Below are 24,766 nucleotides of genomic sequence, written 5' to 3'. Positions count from 1 at the left end.
AAAGGCCGATGCCCGAATTGAAGGTCGGCGACCCGGCGCCGGACTTCTCGCTTCCCTGCGAGAGCGGGGAGGTCGTCTCGCTCGCAGGGCTCCGCGGGAAGCAGGTGGTCCTCTATTTCTATCCCAAGGACGACACCTCCGGCTGCACGGTCGAAGCCTGCGGATTCCGCGACCAGATCGCCGCGATCGAGCGGGCCGAGGCGGTCGTGCTGGGCATCAGCCCCGACGACCGGGGCTCCCACCAACGGTTCATCGAGAAATTCTCCCTGCCCTTCCGGCTGCTCGTTGACGAGGACGGGACCGTGCAGAAGGCCTACGGGGTCTACCGCCCGCTCATCAACGGGCTGATCGGACCCAGGCGCCGCACCTTCGTCATTGACCAAGCCGGCCGCCTCAAGGCCATCTTCCCCAAGGTCCGCGTTCACGGCCACGCGCAGGAAGTCCTCACGGCCCTCAGGTCCTAACCGTTTTCCCACCACAGTTTCTGCGCTATTGCCGCCCCTACCGAGAAGTGCTAGGATTCCGCGACACACTGGCACCCTCACCTCCAATGACTATCGCCCGGACATGCCTCTGGCTCATCGCACGATAAAGAGCCGTAGCCAGAACGGGACCCTCCCTCTCTTTTCTCTCTCCGCTCCTTCCTCTTCAAAGCTCGGCAAGTACCAGATTTTCCACGTTGACGCGTTCGAATGGTTGGCGCATGTCGCGCCCAATTCCATCCACGCCGTCGTGACAGACCCGCCTTACGGCCTCGTCGAATACACCCCGCGGGAGCTTGAAAAATTGCGCAAGGGGCGCGGGGGAGTGTGGCGAATCCCTCCCGCCTTCGATGGATGCCAACGCAAGCCGTTGCCCCGTTTCACCGTTCTGAGCGAACGGGATCGGACGGAGCTGCGCACGTTCTTCCAGCGCCTGGCCGAAAGCCTCATGCCCGTGCTTGTCCCGGGGGCTCATCTCTTCATTGCCACCAACCCGCTGGTTTCCTATCTCGTGTATGAGCCATTCGTCGCGGCCGGCTACGAAAAGCGAGGGGAGATTATCCGGGTCGTCTACACCCTGCGGGGTGGGGATCGGCCGAAGAATGCTCATGAAGAGTTCCCGGAAATCTCCGTCATGCCCAAGTCCTGCTGGGAGCCCTGGGGGCTCTTCCGCAAACCATGTGAAGGACGGGTCCAAGACAACCTGCGGAAGTGGAAGACCGGGGGACTGCGGCGGATATCGGCGGAGGAGCCCTTCAAAGACTTGATCTATTCCTCTCCAGCCCGCGGGATTGAACGTGGTATCGCCCCACACCCCTCTCTCAAGCCTCAACATTTCGTGCGCCAACTTGTCCGGGCGGCCTTGCCGTTTGGACAGGGTGTGATCCTCGATCCGTTCATGGGGGCGGGCTCGACCATTGCGGCGGCCTCTGCCTGTGGCCTACGGAGCATCGGTCTAGAGATCAATTCGGAGTATTACCAGCTCGCGACCAAGGCCATTCCTGCCCTCGCGGACCTCAAGCCAAAGGAAGGCAACGGGAATGGCTCGCAAAGAGGACTTTAATCCATCAGTCCCGCGTGGACCAAACCGAGTCGCTTGAGCCAGGGAAACCCATCGTCATCTGGCGTGTTGATGTGGTGTTCCTGGAAAAGTCAGACTGGAAATACGAGAAAAGCGGCGCCGGCGAGGCAGGAGGAGGGAGGACTCACACCTTTGGCGTCAAGAACGCGGCTCAGAAGCTCCAAGGCAGGGCCGTCTACCAACGCAAGGACGTGGTCGTCCGCGACGGCAAACCGGTCCCGCGCAATGGCGACGGCTAAGACTCGTCTCGCAAACCTCGACCGTACCTTCGCATCTACTTCCTTGAGAAGTTCTCGCCTTATCCGAGCTGCCGCGCCCCACGCGCACGCGGACTCCTCAGCCGGGCCAAGGCCGGTCCACCACGTCCACGTGCACGTCGAACTGGCCGCGCGCCAGGTCCCGCACGTAGCGAGTCAGCGCCTCGTGGATGACGGGGAAGGCGAGGGTCTCCCAGGGAATCTTGTCGTAGTCGAAGAGCTGCGCCTCCAGGCTCTCGCTGCCCGGCCCGAAGTCGGGGCTGCGCATCGTCCCCCGGAAGATCATGTAGACCTGGCTCACGTGCGGGAGGCTGAACAGGGCGAAAAGGCCGGTGATCTCCACCTCCGCCTTGGCCTCCTCTCTCGTCTCCCGGGCCGCCGCCTGCACCGCATGCTCGCCCGTCTCCATGAAGCCACCCGGGATGGTCCAGAGCCCGGCTCTCGGCTCGATCGCCCGGCGGCAGAGGAGAATCCGGCCCTCCCATTCGGGAATGCAGCCGACGACGATCTTGGGGTTCAGGTAGTGGATGGCCTGGCAGGCTTCGCACACGTGGCGCGGGAGGTTGTCGCCCGGCGGCACCTTGAGGGAGACCGGCGCGCCGCACTGGCTGCAGTACTTCATGACTGATCCGCCCGCTCCCGTTTCCGGACCGGCTCCCGGGGAGGGGAAGTCGGACGGATCAAGAGCGTCGGCACCTCGGACGGATTGATCCGGGCCAGCCCCTCCCAAAGGCTCTTCGCCGTCCGATACCGGTCCGTGAACTCGGCGACCGCCCGGCTGAATTGATCCTGGTCCCAGGCCGGGTACTCTTCCAGTTGCTTGAGGACCGCCCGCGAGAAGTCCTGAAACGGATTCCTGATCGTGCAGGCCGTCAGGGGCCGTCCCCCGTCGCCGAAGAACTGAAAGGTCAGCTTCGGCTGCACGGCCAGGTCCACCAGATGGGCTGTCGTTGAGGCCGATTCCCTCAGGTTGAGCCAGAGCCGGTAGAACTGCGGGTCCTGCGGCGTCCGCACCCGGATGACGAGCGCCACGACCAGCACCTGGCGCTGCCAGTCGAGGCCCCGGTACCGCCCGGCGATGCCGGGCGTGCGGCCGAAGCTTGTGACCGTCTGGGTGCGGTCCCGGATGAACAGGGCGGTCTGGGTGGCTTCGCCCGGCGGGGCGACCCGAACCATCAGCATCTGCCCCGGTTGGAGGGTGACCTTTCGAGTCGGCGAGTCCGCCATCTCCGCACTCCGACGCAAGCGAGAGGCCGGGCCAAACCGGCTCCCGCTTGCTTGTGTATCACAAACGCCCGCCGCCGGTCACCGTAGAATTGCGCGACGCCTCCTCGCCTGGCTCAAGGTTGACGGCGCCGCGGCCGATATCCAAAGATACACCTTGTACTGTAATGGGACGTTCCTTGGCCGACCGCGCTCCACAGAATGAGCGGGCTCCTGCTCCCGGCTCCTCCCTGGCGGCGCAGGCCCGCCGGTTGCTGGAGCTGGGCCGTCTGGGAAGCCTCTCCACCCTGTCTCAGCAACATCCCGGCTGGCCCTTCGGGTCCGTCATGCCCTACGCCCTGGACGGACGAGGTCGCCCGCTCTTCCTGATCAGCACGATGGCCATGCACACGAAGAATCTGCAGGCCGATCCGCGCGCCAGCCTGATGGTCATGGAGGGCGCGGCGACCGGCGATCCACTCGCCGCCGCGCGCGTCACGGTCCTGGGGCGCGTCTCCAGGGTCCCGCAGGAGGAGCGGGAGCCGGCCCGACAGGCCTATTTGGCCAGGCACCCGGAGGCAGGGGACTGGGTGGACTTCGGCGACTTCGCCTTCTACCGGATGGAGATCGCGGATCTCTACTACGTCGGCGGCTTCGGCGTGATGGGTTGGGTGGCGGCTGACGACTACCGGTCGGTCCCGAATGATTAAGCCGGCACCCGCCGGAGACGCTTGGGCGAGAAGAGCACCGAGAGGAAGAAGACGGTCGTGGCCAGGAGCACGATGGCCGGCCCGGACGGCAGGTCCCAGACGTAGGAGAGCAGCACGCCGCCGACCGCGCACAGGACGCCGACCAGCACCGCGTAGCCGGTCATCGCGTAGAGGCTGTGCGTGAGCTGGTAGGCGGTGGCGGCCGGGATCAGGACCATCGCGAACACGAGGATGGCCCCGACGGTCTTCAGCGACACCACCACGGTGAGTGCCACGAGCGTGAGCAGCAGGTAGAAGATGCGCCGGGCCGGCACGCCCGACGCCTCCGCCATCTCCTGATCGAACGCGATGAAGTAGAGCTCCTTCGCAAACAGCAGGATGACCCCGGCGACGATCAGGCCCAGCCACAGGATCGCCCGCAGCTCCTCCGGCGTGACCGACAGCACGCTCCCGAACAGGTACCCGTACACCTCCGCGTTGTAGCCCTTCATGAGCCCGATGAAGAGGATTGCCAGCGCCATCGTCGCGGTGTAGAGGATGCCGATCGAGACGTCCAGCTTCATCCGTCCCCGCTCCTCCATCACGCCGGTCACCCAGACCGTCACGAGGCCGAACGCCACGGCCAGCGGCAGCGGGGGCAGTCCCACCAGGTAGGCGAACGCGACGCCGGCGAAGGCCGCGTGGGCCGTGCCCGCCCCGACGAAGGCCAGCCCCCGCAGGATCACGAAGACGCCGATCACCGAGCAGACCGCCCCGACCAGGGCCGCCGCCAGGAGCGAGCGCTGCATGAACTCGTAGGAGAGCATCTCGATCATGGAACGCCGCGTCAGACGTGAGACGTGAAACGTGAGACGCAGGAAACCGACCTGGCATTGAAAGCCCTCACGTCTCACCCCTCACGTTTCACGGAATCAATGGTGGTGATAGTCCTCGACGATGATCAGGTCCTTTTCGGTGATTACGAGGTCCTTGCCGTAGACCTGGCGGAGCACCTCGGGCCGGAGCACCTCCTCCGGGAGCCCGGCCGCGTAGAGGCGGGTCTTCAACAACACGAGCCGGTCCACGTGGTCGCGGATCATGTTGATGTCGTGCGTGATCAGCAGGACCGTCAACGTGAGGTCCCGGTGCAGGCGACGGACCAGGTCCAGCACCCCGTGCTGCGTGGTGATGTCGAGCCCGGTGGTCGGCTCGTCCAGCAGCAGGACCTGCGGCTGCTGCGCCAGCGCCCGCGCGATCAGGACCCGCTGCTGCTGCCCCCCGGATAGGTGGCCGAGCGCGCTGTTGCGATGGTCCTGCATGCCCACGTTGCTCAGGGCCTCCAGGGCGATCTCACGGTCGCGCCGGCCCGGCCGCCGCAGGAGCCCGAGCGCGCCGTACCGGCCCATCATGACGGCCTCCAGGACCGTGATCGGGAAGTTCCGGTCCAGCGTCCCCTTCTGCGGGAGGTATCCGATGCGCGCGCGGTGATGGCACCGTAGCTCCTCGCAGGCGCAGTCGAAGATCTGGAGGCTTCCCTCCAGCGGGGGCATGAGCCCCAGCACCGCCCGGCAGAGGGTCGTCTTCCCGGACCCGTTCGGGCCGATGACCCCGACGAACTCCCCCTCGCCGATCTCCAGCGAGATGTCCTGCAGGGCGACGACGCCGGGGAACCCGAAGGTCGCGTGCGAGAACCGGATGATCGTATTGCCCATGGAATGCAGCTCCGCGGCGGCGTTTCGGTCGGTGCCGTTGATTCCGTCTAGTTGGCTGCTAAAGAACTCCGCTGATGCTCAAAAATGTAACCGTCAAAGCCAGCCGTGGAGTTCTCGGACACCCAGGATGTTCAAACAGGCCGTCCAGCGAGGCCGCAGCGAGCGAGAAGCCGAGGCGTACTCTTCGCTGTACGTTGAGGCTTTGAGCGATGCGAGAACAAAGCTGGAGGACTGTTTCAACATCCTGATAGCCTACGAGGCTTCGAGGGCCAGTGCAAGCTGCCGGACGTTGTACCGCAGGAGGTCCAGATAGGTCTCGGTGCCGGGCACCGCCCCGGGGAGCGGCGTCAAGACCACGACGCGGGCGCCGGTCTCGCGCGCCAGCATCTGCGGAATCTTCTGGTTCAACTGGGGCTCGGAGACCACGACCCGGATCCGCTCCTTTCGAATACCCGCGATGAGCTCCTGAATGTGATGAGCCGACGGCTCCGATCCCGCCTGGCTCACGATCTCTCCCACGACCAGGAACCCGAACCGCCGGGCGAAGTAGGGCCAGGCCGGATGGTGCACGACGATGCGCCGGTCCGGAAGACGCGCGAGCCGCGCCGACAGCTCCGCTTCCAGGGCATCGAGCTGGCGCAGGTAGGCCGCCTGGTTGGCCCGGTAATCCGCCGCGTGCGCCGGATCCACCGTGCCGAAAGCCTCGGCGATGTGCCGCACCATGACCTTGACGTTTTCCGGGTCCAGCCACACGTGCGGGTTGCCGGCCTGATGCTCGTGCCCGCCGCCCGTGTGTCCGGCCGGCTCACGCACCGGTTCGATGCCCTGCGAGGTCGTGACGACGAGGAGCGCGGGGTTTCCGGAGTTCTGGACCAGCGAAGAGACCCAGACCTCCAGCCCGAGGCCGATCTCGAGGAGGACCCGCGCCTTCCGCACCGCGACCAGGTCGCTGGGCCTGGGGGAGTAACTGTGCTCGCTCTCCAGGCCGGTCAGGAGCGAGGTGGCGCGCACGTGCGGCCCCCCGATCCGTTCCGCCAGATCCTTCAAAACCGGGATCGTGACGACCACGCGGACCGGTTCCGCAGCGGAAGCCGATGTCGGTGGAGCGAGCAGGAAGGACGCGGCCGCCGCGCTGATCGCGAGGGCGCACGCCAGGAGCCTCCGAAGCATGCGCGGGACCGTAGCATCGCATCCGGCGAAAGTCAACGCGTCGGAACAGCCGCGGCGCGACGAGCGACGCCGCACGCGCCATGTCGAATTCGCGTTTATGTTTGACAATTTACGTAGACTGTGATTTCACTGAGTCACGCTGCCTCAGCAGAGGCAGAGGGGATGCAGGCAAGAACCGCCGGAGAGGCCCCTCCAAGGCCGCGAGCAAGGTAAACGGATGACGACGAAAGCCGACATTCAACCCCAGATCCCGCGCGTGATCACCCAGATCGCGTATCCGGCGTACATGGTTAGCCGGAACTGGGACATTGAATGGCTCAACGCCCAAGCCGAGGAGATGATCTTCGGACGCCCCGTCCGCAAGATCGCCCAAATCGAGGAGCGGCATTTCTTCAAGCTGCTCTTCACGACCGAAGCCATCGAGCTGGTCGGAGACTTCGAGAGCTTCGTCAAGAGCCACCTGCCGCTGGTGCAAGGCGACATCCCGCCTCCGACGAAGAACCCGATGCTCGTGCCGCTCGGGAGCCAGGTCGTGGAATGGCTGCAGCAGGTCTGGCCTCAAGAGTTCCCCGCTCTGCCGGCGATTGATTATCGGGAAGAGTCGGTGCGCTTCCGGAAGTCCCCGTTCGACCGGCACCATCGCGTCGCCGCGATCTTCCGGGAGGGGATCCTCGTCATCTGGATTCCCGCCGCCCTGAATCTGTCCCCCATGCTGGATCTGCTGACCGGACGCCAGAACGTCATCTCCGACCTCCTGATGAACAAGCTGCCCGCCATGAAGTCGATGGCGGTTCTAGTGGCCGACCTTCAGAATTCCGTAAAAATTTGCGCGGACCTGCCTCCGGAGGAATATTTCGAGCTGATCACCGAAATGTGGTCGCGGCTGGAGCAGCCGTTCCGCGACCACGGCGGCGCCTCCGGAAAGCACGTCGGAGACGGGGTGGTGCGCTATTTTCTGGCGCGGCACGACAGCGCTTATGCCCACATCGTGAACGCCCTCCTCTGCGCCGACTCGATCCGGCAGATCATGCAGGAGATCAGCGCGTCCTGGAAGGTCAAAAAGCATTGGCTGAACGACCTGGTCCTCAACATCGGGCTCCACGAAGGCCGGGAATGGTTCGGCTACCTGCCGACCCTGCCGACGCCGGAATTCACCGCGCTCGGCGACACCGTCAACATCACGGCGCGGCTCTCGGGCCAGGCCCGGGACGGCGCCATCTGGGCCACCAAGCACTTCCTCAGCTCGTTGCCCTCCCAAATCCTCGAGCACGTGACCTACGGGATCAGGAGGCCGTCCGGGAACGGGGAGCACCTCATTCCCAGGACCTACTCGCGCGTCCTCGACCTGCCGGACCACGAGCGAGCGCCAAAGTCGGCCGACATCGCCAACCTCTCGGTTTCGGAAGTGCTGCGCCTCGACGCGAACGCCATTCGAGAAGTGCTCCGCTCGGCAACCCCTCGCGAGAATCTCTGACCGGCGGCCGCCGGCCCCGACCCGGGCTCCAACCAGCAGCTTCTTGGAGCGCTCCCGGGCCGAGCTTTCCCTTGACCGCTCACGAGACATCGGCTAGCGTAGCCCGCGTTCTGTAAGGATCGTCTGTCGTCACTCGCGATTCGTCATTCGTGAATAGGGAAAAGCAGGCGTGAACGTCGTCGGCTTGATGTCGGGCACCTCGGGGGACGGAGTGGACGCCGCGCTCGTCTCGATCGCTCCCGCCGCCCGCGGGCTCCGGGTCCGGCTGCGCGCCTTCGCGCCCACCCCGTACCCGCCCCGGCTTCGCCGGCGGATCCTGGACGCCGCGAGCCACGGCACGGTTGCCGAGATCTGCCACCTCAACGCGGTCCTGGGCGAGTGGTTCGCCAGGGGCGCCCTGAAGGTCATCGAACGGGCCGGGCTGCGTCCGTCGGACGTGGACTTGATCGGCTCCCACGGCCAGACGGTCCACCACCGTCCCCAACCGGTCCGTGAGCCGGGCCTCGGGCTCATCCGCTCCACCCTGCAGATCGCGGAGCCCTGCATCATCGCCGAACGGACCGGCATCACCACCGTGGCCGACTTCCGGCCCCGCGACCTGGCCGCCGGCGGGGAGGGAGCGCCGCTGACCCCCTACGTCCACCACCTCCTGTTCCGGAACGCCCGCGTCTCGCGCCTGATCGCGAACCTGGGCGGGATCGGCAACGTCACCTACCTGCCGGCCGGCGGCGATCTGGACTCGATCCGCGCCTTCGACACGGGACCGGGCAACATGGTGCTGGACGCACTGGCGCACCGTCTGACCCGCGGCCGGTTGGCCATGGACCGGAACGGACGGATCGCCGCGAGGGGAGCGGTGGACCCGCTGCTGCTGGCCGAGCTGCTGGCCCACCCCTTCTTCACGCGCCGCCCCCCCAAGACGACCGGGAGGGAGGAGTTCGGAGAGCCGTTCCTGGCGCGGGTCCTGTCCCACATGCGCCGGCGCAAGCTCGCCCCGGAGGACGTCATGGCGACCTGCACGTTGCTGACCGCCGCGGCGATCGGCGGGGCGAGGCGGTGGCTGAAGGGAACGATTGACGAGGTAGTGGTCGGAGGAGGCGGCGTCCGCAACCGATCGCTCATGCGGGACCTGGGCAGCGTCTTCGCGCCGACCCCGGTCCGCACCTTCGAAGACCTGGGCTGGTCGAGCAAGGCCTTCGAATCGGCGGCGTTCGCCGTGCTGGCCTACCAGGCCATGCAGGGCGAAGGCACCAACGTGCCCTCCGTGACGGGTGCGTCCCACCCGGTGGTCCTGGGCAAGATCGTGCCGGGGAGCCGGGTCCGAACCGGGACACGGCGGTGACGGCATGACCGAAACGGCCCTCCTGGTCCTGGGCGGGTTGGGGCTCGCGCTCCTGCTCGTGCTGCGTCTGGGTCGCCGCCAGCAGACGGCTCCCACCGACCGGGCCCAGGCGATCCAGCCGCCGGTGCCCGAGGGGTTGATCCTCCAAGCCCAGCCGGTGCTGACCGAGACCGAGGCGTCCTTTTACAACCTCCTGCGGCTGGCCGTGCAGGACCAGTACCTGGTCTTCGCCCAGGTGCCGCTCTGGTGTCTCGTGGACATCGGGGGGAGCGATCGGGCGACGCGGACGGCCTTTCTGAACCGGATCGCGCTCAAGCGCGTGGACTTTCTCCTCCTCCATCCGGGAACGTTGACGGTGGCCAAGGTGGTGGAGCTGGACGATCAGACTCGGACCACGCCGCAGAAGCGCGAGCGGGACCGGCTGGTCGAGGGGATCTTGCAGAAGGCGGGGCTCGAATTGGTCCGGCTCGACGCCAGGATGGCCTATACGGTCCCGGCGCTGGCGGAACTCCTGGGCACGGCTGAAGAAGGCTAGAGTCGATCCTCGTCCAGATCAATGGCTTCCGCCCAGGTGCTGACCTTCGGCAGTCGCTCGACCGTCGTTCCGCGCTTGGCGGCCACCTCGGCCAGCCGGGCTTGGAACCGCTGGCGTGCTTCGTCGTCCTTGGGCTTGCTGCTCAGCAGCAGGTCGCTCCAGCGGGCAACCTCGTCCGCCGACCGCGGCCGGCCGTTCGCCCGCACCCAGGCGAGGATCTCCTCGTCGGTGCCGCCAGCGAGAATGCGCTGCTCGATCGCCAGCGGCGCAACGTCCAGGAACTCGAGCAGGTGCTTGTCGAACCCGGTCGTGAGGAAGTTGTAGTCCTGGATGTGACCCGCGTGGCGCAGGCGAACCTTATCGATGAACCGAGCCAGGTGCGCGAGGCCGCCGAGCCGGACCGTGGGGCTGCGCGGATAGGGCGGGGCCATCGCGGGCTATTTCTTCTGCATGTTCAACCGCACCACGAGCGCCCCCATGACGTCGCCCTTCTTGAAGTTCCGCCAGGGGCTGTTCGGGTGGCCGTTGTGGCAGTCCACGCAGGACTGGACGACCGCCACGTCCGCGGACATGGCCTTGAACTGTTTCCCGTCCACGAAGGTGACGACCCGCTTCGTCCGGTCGGTTGCCATCTTCATGAGCGCATCGGCCTCCGCCTGGGTCCGGGGGAGGTTGTTCCGGTAGATCGGCGTGAGACCGATGAGGCCGATCTCGAAGTCCTCGATGTCCGCCGCGGCGGCCTTCACGAACTGGGCGGGCAGGGGAATGGTGTGGGAATTCTTGACCCACTCCTCGTTGGGCAGGATCCCGCCCTCCCGCACGTGCTCGACCACGTTGATGACGTAGGCAGCCCGGAACGCCTTGACCGTCTCCAGGATGTACCTGGCGGCCAGTTCGTAGGACTCCTCGGCCTGCACGGAGGAAACCAGCCACACGAGGCTGAGGAATCCCGCGAGCAGAGCCGCCCGTTTGGTGCTGCGCCGTTGCATGTGCTCCTCCTCTTTCCCCCCAATGAGCCCGAGAAAATGTGGCCGATCTTACTGCAAAGGATTTCACGGACACAAGGGATCGCATCGCAAGGCGGAACGTGATACAAGGGCGGGAACAGTCAGACGGGAGGAGCGGACCTATGGATCGGAAACAGTTTGCGACGGTGCTCATGGTCGCGGCGCTGGCCGGGCTCGTCGGCGGCGCCCTCTCCGGCCGGTTCTGGGCGACCGACCCGGCCTGGGCCCAGCAGCGTTTCAAGGTCGTGAACGCGGAGGAGTTCCTGCTGGTGGACAAGTTCGGCCGCACCAGGGCCGGGCTCGGGCTTGACGCCAACGGAGAGATCGGTCTGGTCCTGACGGGGAGGGAGGGCAACCGGCGCCTCTACTTCTCGCCGGACGAGAAACAGGCCCTCCGCCTGCTGGACAAGGACAATCGGGTCCTCTGGGCCGCTCCGTAAGCGGATGAAAAGGAAGGAGCGCGTGATGAGCGAACGGACGATGAGACTGCTGGCCCTGCTGCTCGCGCTAGTCATCGCCGGCTGCGCGAGCGAGATGCAGCCGGGCGTCACCGGGAACTATCAGACCTGGGACGACGTGATCAACCGCTGGATCGGCAAGCAGAAGAGCGACCTCTATTATGAGCTGGGGCCGCCCAACCTGCACCCGAAGGAATCGAAGGACGGGTACCTCGAGATGGGCTGGGATTTCACCATCGACCGGATGCCGGGCCAGGCCGACTACTACGGGACGCTGCCGATGTACGGCGGGAACGTGAGCTGTCAGCTCATCTTCTTCTCGGATCCCAACGGGCTGATCGTGTCGGGGCGCCGCATCGGCTGCGACTGATCTCCCGATCTACCAGTCCGCACCCAGCCGGTCCACGATCACCTGGTGCACGACCGCGTAGGGCCCCAGGGACGCGAGATACACGGCGGTCTCGGCGATGTCGTAGGGGCTGATCTGCTCGCTGCGTTCGATCTCCTCGGGCGGAGCGTCTACCAGTGCGTCGGCCACGCCGCCGGGGCAAATCGCGCTGACTTTGATCCTGTACGGCCTTCCCTCGTCGGCCAGCGCCTTCGTGAGCGCCATGATCCCGTGCTTGGAGGCGCTGTAGGTGCCGGTCCCGGCCCAGGCCTGCACCCCGGCGACGCTGGACATGTTGAGGATCGTGCCCCCGGTCTTCTGCGTCATCATCTGCCGGAAGCCGGCCCGACAGCAGAAGAACGTGCCCCGCAGGTTGGTGTCGAGCACCTCGTCGAAGGCCTGGGTGCTCGTCTCGACGAGACGGCCCCCGCCGCCGATGCCGGCGTTGTTGACGAGGATGTCGAGCCGGCCGAACCGGCTCACGGTCTCCCGGACGAGCCGATCCACCTGCGCCTCGTCCGTCACGTCGGTCTGCACCGCGAGCGCCTCTCCGCCCCGCTCGCGGATCTGGGCCGCCACCCGCTCGCAGAGCGCCGGCCGGCGGGCGGCCACGACCACGCGGGCCCCCTCGCGCGCGAAGGTCAGGGCGATGGCCTTGCCGATCCCGCTGCTGCTCCCCGTGACGATCGCGACCTTCCCGTCCAGCCGTTTCCTGTCCGTCACGCGATGAGCCTCCCCCCGTCCACGGTCAGGGCCGCGCCGGTCACGAAGTCCGATCCCTCGATCAGGAAGAGCACCGCCTGCGCCACGTCTTCCGGACGGCCCAGCCGCTTGAGCAGGGTCGCCTCCCGCACGGCGCGCGCCAGCTTCGGCTTGGTGCCCTCGGGCAACAGGACCGGCCCAGGCAGGATGGCGTTGACCTGGACCTCGGGCGCCAGCGCCTTGGCCAGGGCCGCGTTGAGGCAGAGGAGCCCGGCCTTCGAGACACAGTAGGGAATGTACGTCGCATAGGGACGGTGGGCCGACCAGTCGGCGATGTTCACGATCTTCCCCTCGCCGGCCTGCTTCATCAGGGAACCGAGGGCTTGGCTGAGGAAGAAGGGCGCGCGCAGGTTCACGTCGAGGTGCCCGTTCCACTCGGCCAGGCTCGTCCGGCCGAAGCGGCTCTTCTCGTAGAGGGAGGCGTTGTTCACCAGCACGTGCACCGTGCCGAAGCGGCGCACGACCGCGTCGGCCAGCCGCGTCACCTGGCGCACGTCGGCCAGGTCGGCGGTGAAGACCCGCGCGTCGGTCCCGAACCGGCGGCGCAGCTCCTCGGCCAGTCGTTGAGCCTCCCGCCGGGAACGATTACAATGGATCGCGACCGAGGCGCCCCGCTGCGCCAGGGCCAGCGCGATCGCGCGCCCGACCCGTCTGGCGGCGCCGGTCACGAGCGCGACTTTTCCTCGTACGTTCATCTTGCTATTCCGGATTCCGGTGCCGCGACGGCGAATGGCCGATTATAGCAAAAAGCGCCGGGACGCCGTGGCGGCCGGTCGGATCGAGCCCTTCTTCGCTCCCTGCCCGCGCGGGCTGGAGCCGTTGCTCACCGTCGAGTTGGCCGAGCTCGGCGCCCAGGACCTCGAGCCTGCGCCCGGCGGCGTCGGGTTCGCCGGGCCCTTCACCCTCTGCTACTCGGCCAACCTCCAGTCCCGCCTGGCCAGCCGCATCCTCTGGCGCGTCGGCCAGGGGGCCTACCGGGACGAGCGGGACCTCTACGAGGCGACCCGCCTCCTCCCCTGGCCCGACTGGTTCACGCCCGACCAGACGATCAAGGTCAAGGTCAGCGCCCGCCGGTGCCCGCTCCAGAGCCTGGACTTCGTGACGCTGCGGATCAAGGACGCGATCTGCGACTGTTTCCGGAAGGCCGCCGGCGCCAGACCCAGCGTGGACACGGCCAAGCCGGACATCCGGATCGACGCCTTCCTGGAGGAGCGGACCGCGACCTGGTACCTCGACACGTCGGGAGAGGCCCTGTTCAAGCGGGGCTTCCGCCTGGCCGGCGGCGAGGCGCCGCTGCGCGAGAACCTGGCCGCGGGCCTCCTCAAGCTGGCCGGCTGGACCGGCGACCAGCCGCTGCTCGACCCGATGTGCGGGAGCGGCACGATCCTGCTCGAGGCCGGCCTGATGGCGCGACGGATCGCGCCGGGGCTGGGCCGGCGCTTTGCGTTCGAGCGGCTCAGGAATTTCGACCGGCGGGCCTGGGAGACCCTCTGCCAGGCCAGCCGCTCGCGCCAGGCCGCCGGGCTCCCGCTCCGCCTCTACGGATGCGACCGCGACCAAGCGGCGCTGGACGCGGCGCGGGCCAACCTGGAGGCGGCCGGGCTGGTTGATTCGGTCTCGCTCCGCCTGGCCGACGTGCTGGAGCTGACGCCTCCGGCCGAGTCCGGCCTCATCGTCACGAACCCGCCCTACGGGGTGCGGGTGGGGGAGCGGGAGGCCCTCGCGGCCTTCTATCCCAAGCTGGGCGACCGGCTCAAGCAACAGTTTCCCGGCTGGCGCGCCTATCTCCTGAGTGCCGACCCGCGACTGCCCAAGCTGATCGGGCTGGCCCCGTCCCGCCGTACCCCGCTCTTCAACGGGGCGTTGGAGTGCCGGCTGTTCGAGTTCAAGCTGGTACGTGGGTCCGGGAGGGGCACGCTCCGTGGGGCCCCCTCCCGGTGAGCATGGTCCGGGAGGGGCACGCTCCGTGGGGTTGCCGAGGACCAATCGGACCGATGCGCCACACCATCAGAAGAGGAGAACGGGACCGATGAGCCAAGTGCCCGACTACCAGGCGATGCTCCGGGTCGCGATCGAGGAGGCCAGGCAGGGGCTGGCCGAAGGGGGGATTCCGATCGGCGCCGCCCTCTTCACGAAACAGGGCCTGCTCCTCGGGCGCGGGCACAACCGCCGCGTGCAGGAGAACGACCCCTCCATCCACGGCGAGACCGACGCGTTTCGCAAAGCCGGCCGGCAGCGCAGCTACCGGCAGACGATCATGGTCACGACCCTGGCCCCCTGCTGGTACTGCAGCGGGCTGGTCCGCCAGTTCCGCATCGGGACCGTCGTGGCCGGCGAGTCGGTGAACTTCCAGGGTGGTCTCGACTGGCTCCGCCAGCAGGGGGTCGAGGTGATTGACCTCCACTCCCGCGAGTGTATCGAGATCCTGGCCTCCTACATCGCAGCCCATCCCGAGATTTGGAACGAAGACATCGGTGAAGACTAGCCCTGCGGTGACCAGCCAGGCCTCCACCCGTCTGTCAGAAATTCTCGGGGTCGGCGCACTGTTCGTGCTGGTGAGCGCTTGCGCCTCGGGGCCTCCCTCCGGAACCGTCCCGACGGTGGATGCCCTACCCGCGCCGGCGATCCCCAGGCTGCAAGGAATCGTCCAGATCGAGTTGGATCGCCGCGTCTCCGCCGCGCAGACGGTCACGCTCACCTCATTGCGCGACGCAATTCCGGCCAGCCATGCGCAGGACCTCGTCGCGCAGGGGTTGCCCGCCCCCTGGGCCGGGATGAGCACCTTCGAACGGTACGGACTCCGCCTCGCCGGCCTGGCCCGGTCCGGTTCCATCCCCCTGTCGGAGTTGCTCGAGACCCTGGCGGCAACGGGAAACATCGTGGCCGCCTCGGCGCCGGTCCCGCCCGTCCCAGAGGATCGGCTGGTTGACGTTCAGATGGCCTTTCTCACGTCGGTGCTGCAACAGGCCGGACAGTTCCGGGAGCATGCCCTGCGGAAGCTCAATAAGGCCGAGCGGCAGTTCCTCTTCGACCATGCGGCGACCCTCGTGGAGCAGTTCACGCCCCAGGTGGACGAGACGGACGAGCGGACCAGCCAGCAGGTTCAGGCCATGCAGCGCTTCTGCGACCTGGTGGGCCGGCAGATTGACCAGACTTCGCTGCTCGCCGCCGCTCAAGTGCTGGCGCGGCTGGACGACGACCGGTGGCTGGGGCTCATGGAGGAGATCTTCGCCGACCAGCCGGCCCAGCCTCCTCCGCCCGGCGTCACCGGCGACGTGCTCCTCGTCAGAGAGACGCCAGCCGGCTTGATCGTCATCGGCGACCGCGGGCCCAACCGGTATCACCTGGATCAGCGGTTCGCCCTGATCCTCGACCTGGGCGGGGACGACCTCTATGAAGGAGCGATCGCCGCGCCGGCTTCGCCGGAACGGGGCATCAGCGTCATCCTGGACCTGTCCGGCCACGACGCCTATCGTGCCTCGCCCTTGGGCCTGGCGACTGGCCGGCTGGGCGTCGGCCTGTTGGTTGACCGGTTCGGGGACGACACCTACGAGCTGGCCATTGGGTCAGGCGGCACCGGCTTCGCGGGCATCGGGATCCTGGACGATCGCGAGGGAGCGGACCGGTACATTGGGGCCACCTTCACGCAGGGTGCGGCCCTGGGCGGGCTCGGGCTCCTGATGGACCGGCTCGGGGAGGACCGCTTCACCAGCTTCGGCTATTCCCTCGGCTTCGGGGGCCCGTTGGGGCTCGGCGCGGTCCTCGACGGGGACGGCGACGACCGGTACGAGTGCGGCGATCATCTCGCCAGCGCTTATAACATCGAGGAGCATCCGGAGGCCAAGCGGGACGACCCTTTCTTTCAGTACGATTGCTTCGGGCTGGGAGCCGGCTCCGGTTTCCGGGTCGTCCGCCGCGACGGCGAGACTCTTTCCTTCGACGGCGTGGCTGGCGGGGAGGGCTGGCTCCTTGACCTGGCGGGCGACGACCGGTACCGGAGCGCCAACTTCTCGCAGGGCGCCGGCTACTTCTTCGGCGCGGGGATCAAGCTGGACCTCGCCGGCCACGATCAGCACCTTGCAGCCCGGTACGGGCTGGGGGCAGCCGCACACGGCGGCCTCGGCCTGCACGTGGACTACGAGGGATACGACCGTTATGGCTCCACCGGCCCCCACTATGACGGCGGGGCCGCCTGGGACCGGAGCGTCGCCCTCTGTCTGGACGCGGGGACCGGCGACGACCGCTACGACCTCTCGAAATCGGACGGGCTCGGCCTGGCCGATCTCGGTGCCTGGGGGCTCTTCGTTGACGAGGGCGGCAAGGACCGGTACCTCGTCCCGACCGGCATGGGCACGGCGCACAGCAAGAGCCTGGGCGGGTTCTTCGACCTAGCGGAGGAGGACGAGTACGTCCTCGTGCCGGCCTCGGCTTCCGGCCAGCGCGACAACGGACAGATCCTGACGGGTGAGGGCGCGCTCTTTCTGGATCGCTGACGTGCGGCTCTGTCGCGCAAGCCGCCTTCCATTGACAGAACCGGTCCGGCTCGGTAGAGAGGGAGGTCGGCGGCTCCGGCGAATCCGCTACCGCAGGAACTCCCACAGTCGGGCCAGGAGCCAGAGGATCACGAGGATCGCCCCGATCAGCAGCGCGAGGGTCATCCCCAGGATGCCGACGACGAAGGCCCAGTCCGGGGCCGTGGTCGGATGAGGGACCTGGACCACCCGGCGGAGCAACGCCGCGTTGCGAACGTTGCTGCGGAACCAGACGGAGAAGGCGTCGCCGGCGCCGGGCACCGCGCCCAGCGCCCCGTTGAGGAGCAGGTTGAGGCACATCCGGGCGAGCACGATCTTCGGAACCCGCAGGCGGGCCGCGATGCCCAGGATCGCGGCCCCGATCAGGCTGGCCAGCAGGTCCCCGACGCCGGGGATCAACCCGAGCAGCGGGTCCAGTCCGACCGTGATCCGCGTGCCGGGAATGCGGACAGCCGAATCCAGGATGGCCGCCAGCGTCTCGGCGGTCGTCACCAACAGCTCGCGCTCCGGATCGGCGGAGCCGGAACGCCGTCCTGCCTGGTCCCGATCGGTCACGGCGGAGAGATGTAGCAGAAAGGAGGCCCTGTGGAAAGGATCACGATCGGCCTGAATCGTCTCGGACGTTCCACCCTGGCGGCGACCCTTGCGATCCTGCTCCTGTCGGGAACGGGCGGGTGCAAATCCGGCGGTGAGGCGCGGCCCCCCAAGCCGGCGGCCACCTTCAGCGAGCAGCAGCTCGTCTCGCTCAGAAGCACGGTCCAGACCGCCATCCAGCAGGCGGGCATCCCCGGCGCGATCATCGGCGTCTGGGCTCCGGACCGCGGGACCTGGGTCGAGGCCTTTGGGGTGGCCGATGCGGGCGCCAAGACCCCGCTCGCGGTCACCCACAAGGTCCGCATCGGCAGCCTCACGAAGATGTTCACCGCGACGGCGGTCCTCCAGCTCGTGGACGAGGGCCGGATCGGCCTCGACGACTCGATCGAAAAGTACGTCCGCAAGCACAAGCTGAACATCCTCAACGCCAAGGACATCACGATCCGGCAGTTGCTCAACCACACCAGCGGGCTGTTCAGCTATACCGACGACCCGGCCCTGGAGGCGGTCAGCTACGCGAACCTATTGCTCGTCTGGTCGCCCGAGGAGCTGATCAACTTCGCCGTCTCCCACCGGGACTATGCCCCGCCCGGCAAGGAATACCACTACTCGAATACGGGCTACGCGCTCCTGGGCCTGATCCTCGAGGACGAGAGCAAGGAGAAGAAGAGCGCGGCCGAGGAGATCGACCAGCGGATCATCAAGCGCCTGGGTCTGGCCAACACCTCGTTCCCCAGGGACCAGACCCTGCAGGAGCCCTACGCGAAGGGCTACATCGCGGACGCGGACCTCTTCACCCTCTCGATGACGCTCCGTGGGAGCAAGACGCCCGGCGCGATGACGGACGTGACCGCCCTGCACCCCTCCTGGCCCTGGACGGCCGGCGCGATGGTCTCGGACCTCAACGACCTCAAGGTCTACGCCAAGGCGCTCGGGACCGGGCAGCTCGTCAGCAAAAAGATGCAGGAGGAGCAGTTCAAGACCGTGGCCATCCCCACGGGAGGAGCCGCGCGCTACGGACTGGGGGTGCTGACCCTCGCCGGGTTCATCGGCCACCGGGGCGAGGTGCCGGGTTACGACACCTGCATCCTCTATTCACCCGAGCTCGATGCGACCTTCGTGGTCCTGCTGACCATGGACCCGAACCGGGCGGGAGCCGACGCGTTGACCCTCAAGTTGATCCAGACGGTCTATCCGGACAAGGTCAAGGGGTGACCTGGCTTCGTTGGCGGCTGCCGGCACGCCCTCGCAATGTGCGGTGTCAATCAGAACGGGATGCGGACGCCCATCTGCACTTCGTTCGGCACGAGGCTCTTGCCGAAGAGATCGCGCTGCTTGCGATCGTCCTGCACGAGGCTCTCCCGGAGCATCCGATCCTGCTGGGTGGGGTACCCGCCGTTGAAGCCGGCGCCGAAGTAGGGCGTCACCGCCGCGTCGTCCGGATGAACGCGGCCGGCCCTGCCGGGCGGCTGCCGGAGCAGATCCGTTGAAGGATTGGAGAAGGGAGCGAACCGGCTCTCCGCCGGCTCCGTCCGGTCATTGAACGGACCGACCATCTGCGGAGCCTGGCTCCGGTCGCTCACGAGATGCGGCCTGGCTGCGGCGGCCAGGGAAGCCGTCAGCAGGATCGCACTCAGAAGCATCACGTACACCGGGGTTCGCATCGACATGACCATTTGTTCCTTTCGCTGTTGGTCCCCGAGACGCCTCACCTAACCACAGAGCTCCCCGATCAGGCAAGAGCGAGGCCAACCAAGACACTCCAACATTTGAGACACTTGTGAATTGATTTCGCGCCGAGGTCGCCAAACTGTTGCAGGAATCGCGCAGTCGGCTGTGAGAGATGCCACAGGGCCGGAAGCCGGCAGTTACCGGGCCGTCGAGGCCACCAGCTTCTCCCGATCCGCGAGCATCTGATCGTGAACCTGCCGGACGGCTTCCGTCAGGGCTTCGTTCAGGCGCTGGTGGGCCGGGTAGAGGGGCGTGGCCCAGTGACGGCGGTCATGCTCCGCCAGCTCGTCGTAGGCCGCATGGCCCCGATAGGTACCGACGACCTGCCCGTGCGGCGTGGAGAGCGTCACCTCCAGGTCCACCTCGCCGATCCATTCCTGGGTCGGGCCCAGGACGAGGTGCCCGATCTGGCCGATGACCGGCGTGAGCACCCAGGCGGGCAGGACGACCCGGCCGGAGAAGCGGCGGATCGTGCCACTCAGGATCAGATCGGGCCGCTCCTCCTTCCTGCTGATGGACCGGAAGAGGCCACTCGCGTGCAGCCCGCCGAAGACCGCCTGGGTGACGAGCGGGCCCGGCTCGCCCTCCATCATCCGGAGGCTCGTCTGCGAGACGCCCCCCTCCGCCGGATCTTCCCTGTCCGCCGGCAGCGTGGCGTCGCGCAGCGTCTGGACCAGGACGTTCACGGGAATGGCCTGCGGACTGTCCTCCAGCGAGACCGTGGGCTTGTAGGGGATGCAGGCGGCGAGGAGGAGCGCGAGACCGCCGGCCAGCGGCAGCCTATTTTCGAAAGAGGTCATTGAGCATCTTGGCGAGCCGCACGCCCGCCTTGGCCAGCATCGTATCCAGCGCCGGCCGCATCGCGCGCAGATAGTCCGCCCCGAGCTGCCGATCCGCGGGAACGGCATAGGCCTGGGCCACGGCCACCCGATGGGCCTCCAACGTCCAGTCGAGCACCGTGCCGCGCTCCCACTCGGCAACCGGCTGGCCGCGCAGCCATCTCGTGAGGTGGCGGGCATAGTCGGTCTCGGTCATCCCGACCTGCTCGATGAGCCCGTAGTCCCACACGGCGTGCAGGTTCCACGGGCGGTCCCGATCCGGTCTCGTGCGCTGGCCCATGAAGGTCACCAAGACCTCGTTCCCGCCCCGGTCGCGATCGTCCACACTGTGCAGGGGCTGGTGCAGATCCGCCACGAGATGCACGAGGAACTTGAGGGCTTCAATCCGCTCAGATCGGGGTCTCAGTTGGTTGTCCAGGACCGTCCGGAACCGCTCGACCTGCTCCACCGCGCAATTCCCCTGGGGGCAATCGCGGGTTGGGTCGTACGAATCGGCGGCTTTCGGGATGTCGGTATAGTGCCAGGACGCCGTCTCGGACCGCTCGCCCTTGACGGCGTCCGCCCAGGTGGCCACGGTGATGAGGTTGTCGCCGTCGAGCAGCGCCCTCGTCGCATCCCGCGCTCGATCCGTCAGCCGGCTCTCGGCCACCAGCGCCACGATCCTGTGTCCCTCGTCGCCCCAGGCCCAGCCCTGCGCGGGCGACAGGCAGAGGAGCGCACCGGCCAGGACGTGAAAGATGCTTGTCCGCAAGAGAGCCGTCGTCGCCATGGTTTGCCGCGTGGGTGACAGGCCTGGTTGTATCACAGTCGGCCCGGCGGCATCAGCCCCCAGCCGCCTTTGTCAGCGGGGGAGGCGATCCGGCTGGACAGCGGACTCTGCGTTGCGCCGCAGCCTGTGCGTCAGGGCTCGGAACTGACCGCACCCGAATATCGAGGATTCCCTTCCTTGACAGTCCCGCTCGCCCTGGCTAGTACTGGACCTATCTTCCCGCGTCGAGCCGCCGTCGGCCGTTCCGTCCACCGGGAACATTTGATGCGTGCCAGGCTCATCCCGTTCGCCGTGATCGCATCCGTCTGGCTGTCCGGGCTGGACCTGGCGCTGGCTCAGTCCACTCCTCAGCCGCTCATCCAGAAGGTGCTTTCCGGCGATCTGACGGGAAGCGGGGACTATCCGTCCACGTTCACGCTGGGCGGAAGGATCTGGCTCAGTCAGGGGAAGCTGGCCTACAACATCCAGGGCAGCGGCGGGCAGCCCAACGTCCTCTCGGAGCTGATCTTCCAGGGGCAGAACATCCCGATCTACGAGCTGGCGGCCGATCTGGCGATTCAGCGGTTCGTGGCCAACCTGTCTCTCGGCTATGGAGCCATCTCGTCCAAGGGGACCCTGCAGGATCTGGATTGGACCAACAACAACCGGACCTGCACCGGGTCTCCGATCCCCGGCACGGTGTGCAGCAACACCCTCAGCCCCTCGACCGACGGGCAGGTCTGGTACGTCTCCCTGGACGTGGGGCCGCGACTCCTTCGCTGGAAGTATGCGGACCAGGTCGGCGCGGCGGACCTGCTGCTCGGATTCCAGTACTGGACGGAGAAGTACAGCGCGAAGGGGATCGTTGACATTTCCGGCGGCGGGGCCCGCGATCAACCCACCACGGTGACGGCCCTCACCGAGACCGTGCAATGGATCAGCCTGCGTCTCGGCCCCAAGGTGGCGGTCCCCCTGTTCTCGCAGGCCGAACTCCCGGTCCTCACGAAGGTCCAGCTCGTCGGGAGCCTCTTCTACGTCCCCTACACCTATTACCGCAACGACGACAACCACAACCTCCGGACCGACCTGAAGCACGATCCTTCCTTCATTGATATCGCGACCGGCGAGGGAATCCAGATGGAAGGCGCGGCAAGACTCACGCTCTGGCAAAGCCTCACGTTCGAGGCCGGCTATCGTTATTGGGACATGAAAACCACCGGCGGCACCTCCACCGCGTTCGGAAGCAACGGGACCGTCTCGGTGACGAACCTGAACCAGGCGAACGCCCGGCGGCAGGGCGTTTTCTTCTCCCTCCTGTGGACGTTCTAGCCTCACGGAGTGCTAGAATGGCCCCCGCATGTCTTCCGAACGATTCCAGTCGCATCTCGCCGAGGCCAACTCCATCGAGCAGGCCCTGGACGGCGCGGCCAAGCGGGTCGAGACCCTGGACCCGCGCCGGTTCGAGACCAAGTACGGCTTCGGCCTGGAACCGTTGATGGAGCAGGTGCGGGCCGAGTTCGGCACCGCCTGCGGCCTCCGGTTCGAGGAGCCGAGGGCCTTCCTGCGCTCGCTCGCCGAGGAGGCGGCCAAGAGCGAGGTCGGCCGCTTCCTCCTCTGCGCGCGCGGGCTCAACTGGCGGATCACCGACCTCCTGTTCGACGCCGACTACCATGCGACGCTCAGGCGAGAGGAGCGAGAGGGCGCCCTCTGTCTCTTCGACAAGCTGGCCTTCTTCACGTTCCCGCTGTTCCTCGCCACGCAGGAGCGGGCCAGGCTCCACCAGCGGCACACCCAGCCCCTGCTCCGCGACGGAGCCGTGCTGGCCAGCCTGCCCTGCGGCCGCATGCGCGACCTGCTGGCCCTGGACTTCGGACGCCTGACGACGGGCGCGCGCCTGGTGGGGATCGACAAGGACCCGGAGGCGTTGAAAGGCGCGCAAGCCTTCGCCGACCTCCTCTCTGCCGGCCGGCCGCCGCACGTCGTAGTCGAGTTGCGCGAAGGCGACGCGCTCGCGCCGGGGTTCTCGAAGCCGCCCGTCCGCGAGGAGTTCGACCTGCTGACTTCCTCCGGCCTCAACATCTATCTGACCAACGAGCAGTGTGAGCGGTTCTATCGCCACGTGTACGGAGCCCTGAAGCCCGGCGGGGTCTTCGTCACGGGCCACGTCGTGCCGCACACCGAGTATGTCTGGAGGCGGATCAACCTGACGCACTGGCGGCTCCAGGCCGTGGTCCTCACGGTGCTGGTCGGAGCCCTGTGGGAGTCGCTCGTGAAGCCGAGGGAAGTCGTGAAGGGTCAGTTGGAGGCGGCAGGCTTCCGGGACGTGCAGACCGTGCCCGACACGCAGGGCATCTTCCCCACGTTCGTATCCAAGAAGCCTCGATAGCGGCTTGGATTGTTAGTAAGCCACTAGGAGGGCTAAGCCATGAGCCGAGACCAGCAGCTAAAACAACTCAAGCGCCTGCAGGCGGAAGTTGATGCGATTCGTCGGGACATGGGGATCAGTGCTCCGGACGCTGTCCTTTACCTCTCACCACTTTATGCACTAGAAGACGAGGTCGTTGTCGTAGAAGCTGATGGGTTTGGCGGAGCAACCACCTGCGTGGTGGAGGGGAATTACCCAGTAGACTACATCACAAAGTTTGAGAAACACTTTGTGTCGGAAGAAAAAGCACTCCGCATGGCAGAAGATTTGGTTGAGCAAATCGTTTCTCCGAATATGGCTTAATCCTGGCCGCACAAGTCCTGACAACTCATTCGATTCTGCTCGAGTACTCCCGACGGAATTCCTCATAAACAATTCGTAGCACCTTCTGTCTGTCCTCAGGTTCGTCAAAATTGGCCGCAAGCTTCAGGACGTCCTGCCTGCTGATAGACTGCACTTTCATGTCGATGAGGTATTTCTTCACTCCCTTTGAGATGTCATCAATGACCAAGATCACATTGCCATCTTGAAGGCGCTTGTTGTCAAAGTTAAGTTTGAGCTCAGCATACACCTGGTCAGCTTCCGATTCCGTTCTGATTTGGAGCTTTTTGACCTGATAAACGACGCCGAAATTGGTGGAAAGATCAACTCCTTGGTCGTGGGCAGCAGTTCGTGTGTCACGATAGATCTTGCACGCGAACTTCTCCAAATGGACCTTCAGGACGGCAAAGCTGAAAATCTCAAAGTTAGCCGCCGTCTTGTTGATCTGCTCATGAATCAGACCCAAAAGCCGCTGTTTGTCACTGGCCAGAGCCACTCTATTACTTGAATCCTGGAGCGATGGGATCACACCCAAACGCTCTTGAATGTGCTGATTGACCCTGGAAGGAATCCACTCGCAAAGGGGCTGCGCAACCTCTGTGTAGGGCGGCATCAGCTTGTATTTTAGGTGCCCAACCGGCTTGAGGACGCTGTAACGAGACATTCGGCTTCCATAGGCGTCGTAGTATTTGGCGCCAAAATGGACATCGTGATGGAGATAGTCTTTCAGGTCCTTGACGGCAGCCTTATAGGTGCCCCCGATTTCCTTGTCGCTGAATACCTGCCTGCCCGTTTTTAAGAACTCACGAAGCAGCCCAAGCGTGATCACGGGCATGATGACCTTGGTCTGAGAGTTTTTGAGCATGCGCTCAATCTCACCCCTGCAAAATCTCTGCGCATCTCTCAATGGAGCTATCTGCTTCTTGGACATGGCGGACCAACTAAAAAAGCTCTCCCGCCCCGAAGCGCTTGCTGGAACGTTGGCGACTTTGCCTTTGATTTGGCATTGGCCACGG

Annotated in this window: 30 protein-coding genes; 16 read left to right on the top strand and 14 right to left on the bottom strand. The window is 66.3% G+C overall.

The annotated features are described in order from the left end of the window. The first annotated feature begins 8 nt into the window (after positions 1-8). From AB1411_04205 to AB1411_04195, 3 genes are all read left to right on the top strand, one after another. Positions 9-464, top strand: coding sequence for a peroxiredoxin (locus AB1411_04205; GenBank protein MEW6542797.1), 456 nt, complete (start codon positions 9-11; stop codon positions 462-464). Positions 465-567: 103 nt separating this feature from the next. Further along, positions 568-1,545, top strand: a complete 978-nt coding sequence (locus AB1411_04200) for a DNA methyltransferase (GenBank protein ID MEW6542796.1) — start codon at positions 568-570, stop codon at positions 1,543-1,545. A gap of 14 nt (positions 1,546-1,559) precedes the next feature. Further along, entirely contained in the window at positions 1,560-1,802 is a 243-nt protein-coding gene (locus tag AB1411_04195) for a hypothetical protein (GenBank protein MEW6542795.1), read from the top strand. A 97-nt stretch (positions 1,803-1,899) separates the two neighbouring features. Here the strand turns inward: AB1411_04195 and AB1411_04190 are convergent, their stop codons facing one another. Both AB1411_04190 and AB1411_04185 read right to left on the bottom strand, forming a co-directional pair. Beyond that, entirely contained in the window at positions 1,900-2,442 is a 543-nt protein-coding gene (locus tag AB1411_04190) for an NUDIX hydrolase (GenBank protein MEW6542794.1), read from the bottom strand. Further along, positions 2,439-3,002, bottom strand: coding sequence for a hypothetical protein (locus tag AB1411_04185; protein MEW6542793.1), 564 nt, complete (start codon positions 3,000-3,002; stop codon positions 2,439-2,441). The genes AB1411_04190 and AB1411_04185 overlap by 4 nt, the downstream gene beginning before the upstream one ends. A gap of 221 nt (positions 3,003-3,223) precedes the next feature. Between AB1411_04185 and AB1411_04180 the strand changes: the two genes are divergently transcribed. Then, positions 3,224-3,733 carry a pyridoxamine 5'-phosphate oxidase family protein gene (locus AB1411_04180; GenBank protein ID MEW6542792.1) on the top strand — a complete coding sequence of 170 codons (510 nt, stop codon included), beginning with the start codon at positions 3,224-3,226 and terminating at the stop codon, positions 3,731-3,733. On the opposite strand, the gene AB1411_04175 is transcribed toward AB1411_04180, so the two are convergent. From AB1411_04175 to AB1411_04165, 3 genes are all read right to left on the bottom strand, one after another. Beyond that, positions 3,730-4,548: a metal ABC transporter permease gene (locus AB1411_04175; protein MEW6542791.1), complete on the bottom strand. Its 819-nt coding sequence runs from the start codon at positions 4,546-4,548 to the stop codon at positions 3,730-3,732. The two genes, AB1411_04180 and AB1411_04175, sit on opposite strands and share 4 nt — an antisense overlap. Positions 4,549-4,644: 96 nt before the next feature. Next, positions 4,645-5,424, bottom strand: coding sequence for a metal ABC transporter ATP-binding protein (locus tag AB1411_04170; protein MEW6542790.1), 780 nt, complete (start codon positions 5,422-5,424; stop codon positions 4,645-4,647). Between the two features lie 252 nt (positions 5,425-5,676). Then, on the bottom strand, positions 5,677-6,594 hold the full coding sequence (locus tag AB1411_04165) for a metal ABC transporter substrate-binding protein (protein MEW6542789.1): 918 nt from the start codon (positions 6,592-6,594) through the stop codon (positions 5,677-5,679). Between the two features lie 217 nt (positions 6,595-6,811). Here AB1411_04165 and AB1411_04160 point away from each other — a divergent pair, with 217 nt between their 5' ends. The 3 genes from AB1411_04160 (at position 6,812) to AB1411_04150 (ending at position 9,945) form a co-directional block, all read left to right on the top strand. Continuing rightward, positions 6,812-8,068: an adenylate/guanylate cyclase domain-containing protein gene (locus tag AB1411_04160; GenBank protein ID MEW6542788.1), complete on the top strand. Its 1,257-nt coding sequence runs from the start codon at positions 6,812-6,814 to the stop codon at positions 8,066-8,068. Between the two features lie 169 nt (positions 8,069-8,237). Beyond that, positions 8,238-9,410: an anhydro-N-acetylmuramic acid kinase gene (locus AB1411_04155; protein MEW6542787.1), complete on the top strand. Its 1,173-nt coding sequence runs from the start codon at positions 8,238-8,240 to the stop codon at positions 9,408-9,410. A gap of 4 nt (positions 9,411-9,414) precedes the next feature. Further along, positions 9,415-9,945, top strand: coding sequence for a DUF2726 domain-containing protein (locus tag AB1411_04150; protein ID MEW6542786.1), 531 nt, complete (start codon positions 9,415-9,417; stop codon positions 9,943-9,945). On the opposite strand, the gene AB1411_04145 is transcribed toward AB1411_04150, so the two are convergent. Together AB1411_04145 and AB1411_04140 are read right to left on the bottom strand one after the other, a co-directional pair. Beyond that, on the bottom strand, positions 9,942-10,376 hold the full coding sequence (locus AB1411_04145) for a DUF5069 domain-containing protein (GenBank protein MEW6542785.1): 435 nt from the start codon (positions 10,374-10,376) through the stop codon (positions 9,942-9,944). The genes AB1411_04150 and AB1411_04145 overlap by 4 nt on opposite strands. 6 nt (positions 10,377-10,382) lie before the next feature. Further along, positions 10,383-10,934: a DUF3365 domain-containing protein gene (locus AB1411_04140; protein MEW6542784.1), complete on the bottom strand. Its 552-nt coding sequence runs from the start codon at positions 10,932-10,934 to the stop codon at positions 10,383-10,385. A 140-nt stretch (positions 10,935-11,074) separates the two neighbouring features. Here AB1411_04140 and AB1411_04135 point away from each other — a divergent pair, with 140 nt between their 5' ends. Both AB1411_04135 and AB1411_04130 read left to right on the top strand, forming a co-directional pair. Further along, positions 11,075-11,392, top strand: a complete 318-nt coding sequence (locus AB1411_04135) for a hypothetical protein (GenBank protein MEW6542783.1) — start codon at positions 11,075-11,077, stop codon at positions 11,390-11,392. 25 nt (positions 11,393-11,417) lie between these two features. Then, the gene (locus AB1411_04130) at positions 11,418-11,780 is read left to right on the top strand and encodes a hypothetical protein (protein ID MEW6542782.1); all 363 of its coding nucleotides are present in this window, start codon (positions 11,418-11,420) and stop codon (positions 11,778-11,780) included. A 9-nt stretch (positions 11,781-11,789) separates the two neighbouring features. Here the strand turns inward: AB1411_04130 and AB1411_04125 are convergent, their stop codons facing one another. Beyond that, entirely contained in the window at positions 11,790-12,521 is a 732-nt protein-coding gene (locus AB1411_04125; protein ID MEW6542781.1) for an SDR family oxidoreductase, read from the bottom strand. Further along, positions 12,518-13,255: an SDR family oxidoreductase gene (locus tag AB1411_04120; protein MEW6542780.1), complete on the bottom strand. Its 738-nt coding sequence runs from the start codon at positions 13,253-13,255 to the stop codon at positions 12,518-12,520. Before AB1411_04120 ends, AB1411_04125 begins: the two co-directional genes overlap by 4 nt. 34 nt (positions 13,256-13,289) lie before the next feature. Between AB1411_04120 and AB1411_04115 the strand changes: the two genes are divergently transcribed. From AB1411_04115 to AB1411_04105, 3 genes are all read left to right on the top strand, one after another. Continuing rightward, positions 13,290-14,501 carry a THUMP domain-containing protein gene (locus AB1411_04115; GenBank protein MEW6542779.1) on the top strand — a complete coding sequence of 404 codons (1,212 nt, stop codon included), beginning with the start codon at positions 13,290-13,292 and terminating at the stop codon, positions 14,499-14,501. An 88-nt stretch (positions 14,502-14,589) separates the two neighbouring features. After that, positions 14,590-15,045, top strand: a complete 456-nt coding sequence (locus AB1411_04110; GenBank protein ID MEW6542778.1) for a nucleoside deaminase — start codon at positions 14,590-14,592, stop codon at positions 15,043-15,045. After that, entirely contained in the window at positions 15,035-17,053 is a 2,019-nt protein-coding gene (locus AB1411_04105) for a hypothetical protein (GenBank protein MEW6542777.1), read from the top strand. The genes AB1411_04110 and AB1411_04105 overlap by 11 nt, the downstream gene beginning before the upstream one ends. 87 nt (positions 17,054-17,140) lie before the next feature. Here the strand turns inward: AB1411_04105 and AB1411_04100 are convergent, their stop codons facing one another. Next, positions 17,141-17,647 (bottom strand): DUF4112 domain-containing protein, encoded by a 507-nt coding sequence (locus AB1411_04100; GenBank protein MEW6542776.1) that lies wholly within the window; start codon positions 17,645-17,647, stop codon positions 17,141-17,143. A gap of 30 nt (positions 17,648-17,677) precedes the next feature. Here AB1411_04100 and AB1411_04095 point away from each other — a divergent pair, with 30 nt between their 5' ends. Continuing rightward, positions 17,678-18,901: a serine hydrolase domain-containing protein gene (locus tag AB1411_04095; GenBank protein ID MEW6542775.1), complete on the top strand. Its 1,224-nt coding sequence runs from the start codon at positions 17,678-17,680 to the stop codon at positions 18,899-18,901. A 50-nt stretch (positions 18,902-18,951) separates the two neighbouring features. On the opposite strand, the gene AB1411_04090 is transcribed toward AB1411_04095, so the two are convergent. The 3 genes from AB1411_04090 to AB1411_04080 all read right to left on the bottom strand — a co-directional run bounded on the left by AB1411_04090 (position 18,952) and on the right by AB1411_04080 (position 21,025). After that, positions 18,952-19,356 carry a hypothetical protein gene (locus AB1411_04090; GenBank protein MEW6542774.1) on the bottom strand — a complete coding sequence of 135 codons (405 nt, stop codon included), beginning with the start codon at positions 19,354-19,356 and terminating at the stop codon, positions 18,952-18,954. Between the two features lie 198 nt (positions 19,357-19,554). Continuing rightward, positions 19,555-20,217: a hypothetical protein gene (locus tag AB1411_04085; GenBank protein ID MEW6542773.1), complete on the bottom strand. Its 663-nt coding sequence runs from the start codon at positions 20,215-20,217 to the stop codon at positions 19,555-19,557. Continuing rightward, entirely contained in the window at positions 20,198-21,025 is an 828-nt protein-coding gene (locus AB1411_04080; GenBank protein MEW6542772.1) for a S1/P1 nuclease, read from the bottom strand. Before AB1411_04080 ends, AB1411_04085 begins: the two co-directional genes overlap by 20 nt. Before the next feature lie 264 nt (positions 21,026-21,289). On the opposite strand from AB1411_04080, the gene AB1411_04075 reads away from it, so the two are divergent. From AB1411_04075 to AB1411_04065, 3 genes are read left to right on the top strand one after another with little or no spacing between them, the layout of a single operon-like run. Continuing rightward, positions 21,290-22,333 carry a hypothetical protein gene (locus tag AB1411_04075; protein ID MEW6542771.1) on the top strand — a complete coding sequence of 348 codons (1,044 nt, stop codon included), beginning with the start codon at positions 21,290-21,292 and terminating at the stop codon, positions 22,331-22,333. 28 nt (positions 22,334-22,361) lie between these two features. Then, on the top strand, positions 22,362-23,390 hold the full coding sequence (locus tag AB1411_04070) for a class I SAM-dependent methyltransferase (GenBank protein ID MEW6542770.1): 1,029 nt from the start codon (positions 22,362-22,364) through the stop codon (positions 23,388-23,390). Between the two features lie 39 nt (positions 23,391-23,429). Next, positions 23,430-23,732, top strand: a complete 303-nt coding sequence (locus AB1411_04065; protein ID MEW6542769.1) for a hypothetical protein — start codon at positions 23,430-23,432, stop codon at positions 23,730-23,732. A 25-nt stretch (positions 23,733-23,757) separates the two neighbouring features. On the opposite strand, the gene AB1411_04060 is transcribed toward AB1411_04065, so the two are convergent. Then, a complete protein-coding gene (locus tag AB1411_04060; GenBank protein ID MEW6542768.1) occupies positions 23,758-24,681 on the bottom strand; it encodes a hypothetical protein in 924 nt (307 codons plus the stop codon). Positions 24,682-24,766: the final 85 nt, after the last annotated feature.

Source organism: Nitrospirota bacterium, from assembly GCA_040757595.1.
Classification (GTDB): Bacteria; Nitrospirota; Nitrospiria; order Nitrospirales; family Nitrospiraceae; genus JBFLWP01.
Note: the sequence above shows the minus strand (reverse complement) of the source record. Positions and strands in the feature narration are given on the sequence as shown.

Bases quoted from the DNA above. Each gene is read 5' to 3' on its own strand.
- AB1411_04205 (MEW6542797.1), top strand. From the start codon at position 9: ATGCCCGAATTGAAGGTCGGCGACCCGGCGCCGGACTTCTCGCTTCCC.
- AB1411_04200 (MEW6542796.1), top strand. From the start codon at position 568: ATGCCTCTGGCTCATCGCACGATAAAGAGCCGTAGCCAGAACGGGACC.
- AB1411_04190 (MEW6542794.1), bottom strand. From the start codon at position 2,442: ATGAAGTACTGCAGCCAGTGCGGCGCGCCGGTCTCCCTCAAGGTGCCG.
- AB1411_04185 (MEW6542793.1), bottom strand. From the start codon at position 3,002: ATGCTGATGGTTCGGGTCGCCCCGCCGGGCGAAGCCACCCAGACCGCC.
- AB1411_04175 (MEW6542791.1), bottom strand. From the start codon at position 4,548: ATGATCGAGATGCTCTCCTACGAGTTCATGCAGCGCTCGCTCCTGGCG.
- AB1411_04170 (MEW6542790.1), bottom strand. From the start codon at position 5,424: ATGGGCAATACGATCATCCGGTTCTCGCACGCGACCTTCGGGTTCCCC.
- AB1411_04165 (MEW6542789.1), bottom strand. From the start codon at position 6,594: ATGCTTCGGAGGCTCCTGGCGTGCGCCCTCGCGATCAGCGCGGCGGCC.
- AB1411_04160 (MEW6542788.1), top strand. From the start codon at position 6,812: ATGACGACGAAAGCCGACATTCAACCCCAGATCCCGCGCGTGATCACC.
- AB1411_04150 (MEW6542786.1), top strand. From the start codon at position 9,415: ATGACCGAAACGGCCCTCCTGGTCCTGGGCGGGTTGGGGCTCGCGCTC.
- AB1411_04145 (MEW6542785.1), bottom strand. From the start codon at position 10,376: ATGGCCCCGCCCTATCCGCGCAGCCCCACGGTCCGGCTCGGCGGCCTC.
- AB1411_04140 (MEW6542784.1), bottom strand. From the start codon at position 10,934: ATGCAACGGCGCAGCACCAAACGGGCGGCTCTGCTCGCGGGATTCCTC.
- AB1411_04135 (MEW6542783.1), top strand. From the start codon at position 11,075: ATGGATCGGAAACAGTTTGCGACGGTGCTCATGGTCGCGGCGCTGGCC.
- AB1411_04130 (MEW6542782.1), top strand. From the start codon at position 11,418: ATGAGCGAACGGACGATGAGACTGCTGGCCCTGCTGCTCGCGCTAGTC.
- AB1411_04120 (MEW6542780.1), bottom strand. From the start codon at position 13,255: ATGAACGTACGAGGAAAAGTCGCGCTCGTGACCGGCGCCGCCAGACGG.
- AB1411_04115 (MEW6542779.1), top strand. From the start codon at position 13,290: ATGGCCGATTATAGCAAAAAGCGCCGGGACGCCGTGGCGGCCGGTCGG.
- AB1411_04110 (MEW6542778.1), top strand. From the start codon at position 14,590: ATGAGCCAAGTGCCCGACTACCAGGCGATGCTCCGGGTCGCGATCGAG.
- AB1411_04090 (MEW6542774.1), bottom strand. From the start codon at position 19,356: ATGTCGATGCGAACCCCGGTGTACGTGATGCTTCTGAGTGCGATCCTG.
- AB1411_04085 (MEW6542773.1), bottom strand. From the start codon at position 20,217: ATGACCTCTTTCGAAAATAGGCTGCCGCTGGCCGGCGGTCTCGCGCTC.
- AB1411_04080 (MEW6542772.1), bottom strand. From the start codon at position 21,025: ATGGCGACGACGGCTCTCTTGCGGACAAGCATCTTTCACGTCCTGGCC.
- AB1411_04075 (MEW6542771.1), top strand. From the start codon at position 21,290: ATGCGTGCCAGGCTCATCCCGTTCGCCGTGATCGCATCCGTCTGGCTG.
- AB1411_04070 (MEW6542770.1), top strand. From the start codon at position 22,362: ATGTCTTCCGAACGATTCCAGTCGCATCTCGCCGAGGCCAACTCCATC.
- AB1411_04065 (MEW6542769.1), top strand. From the start codon at position 23,430: ATGAGCCGAGACCAGCAGCTAAAACAACTCAAGCGCCTGCAGGCGGAA.
- AB1411_04060 (MEW6542768.1), bottom strand. From the start codon at position 24,681: ATGTCCAAGAAGCAGATAGCTCCATTGAGAGATGCGCAGAGATTTTGC.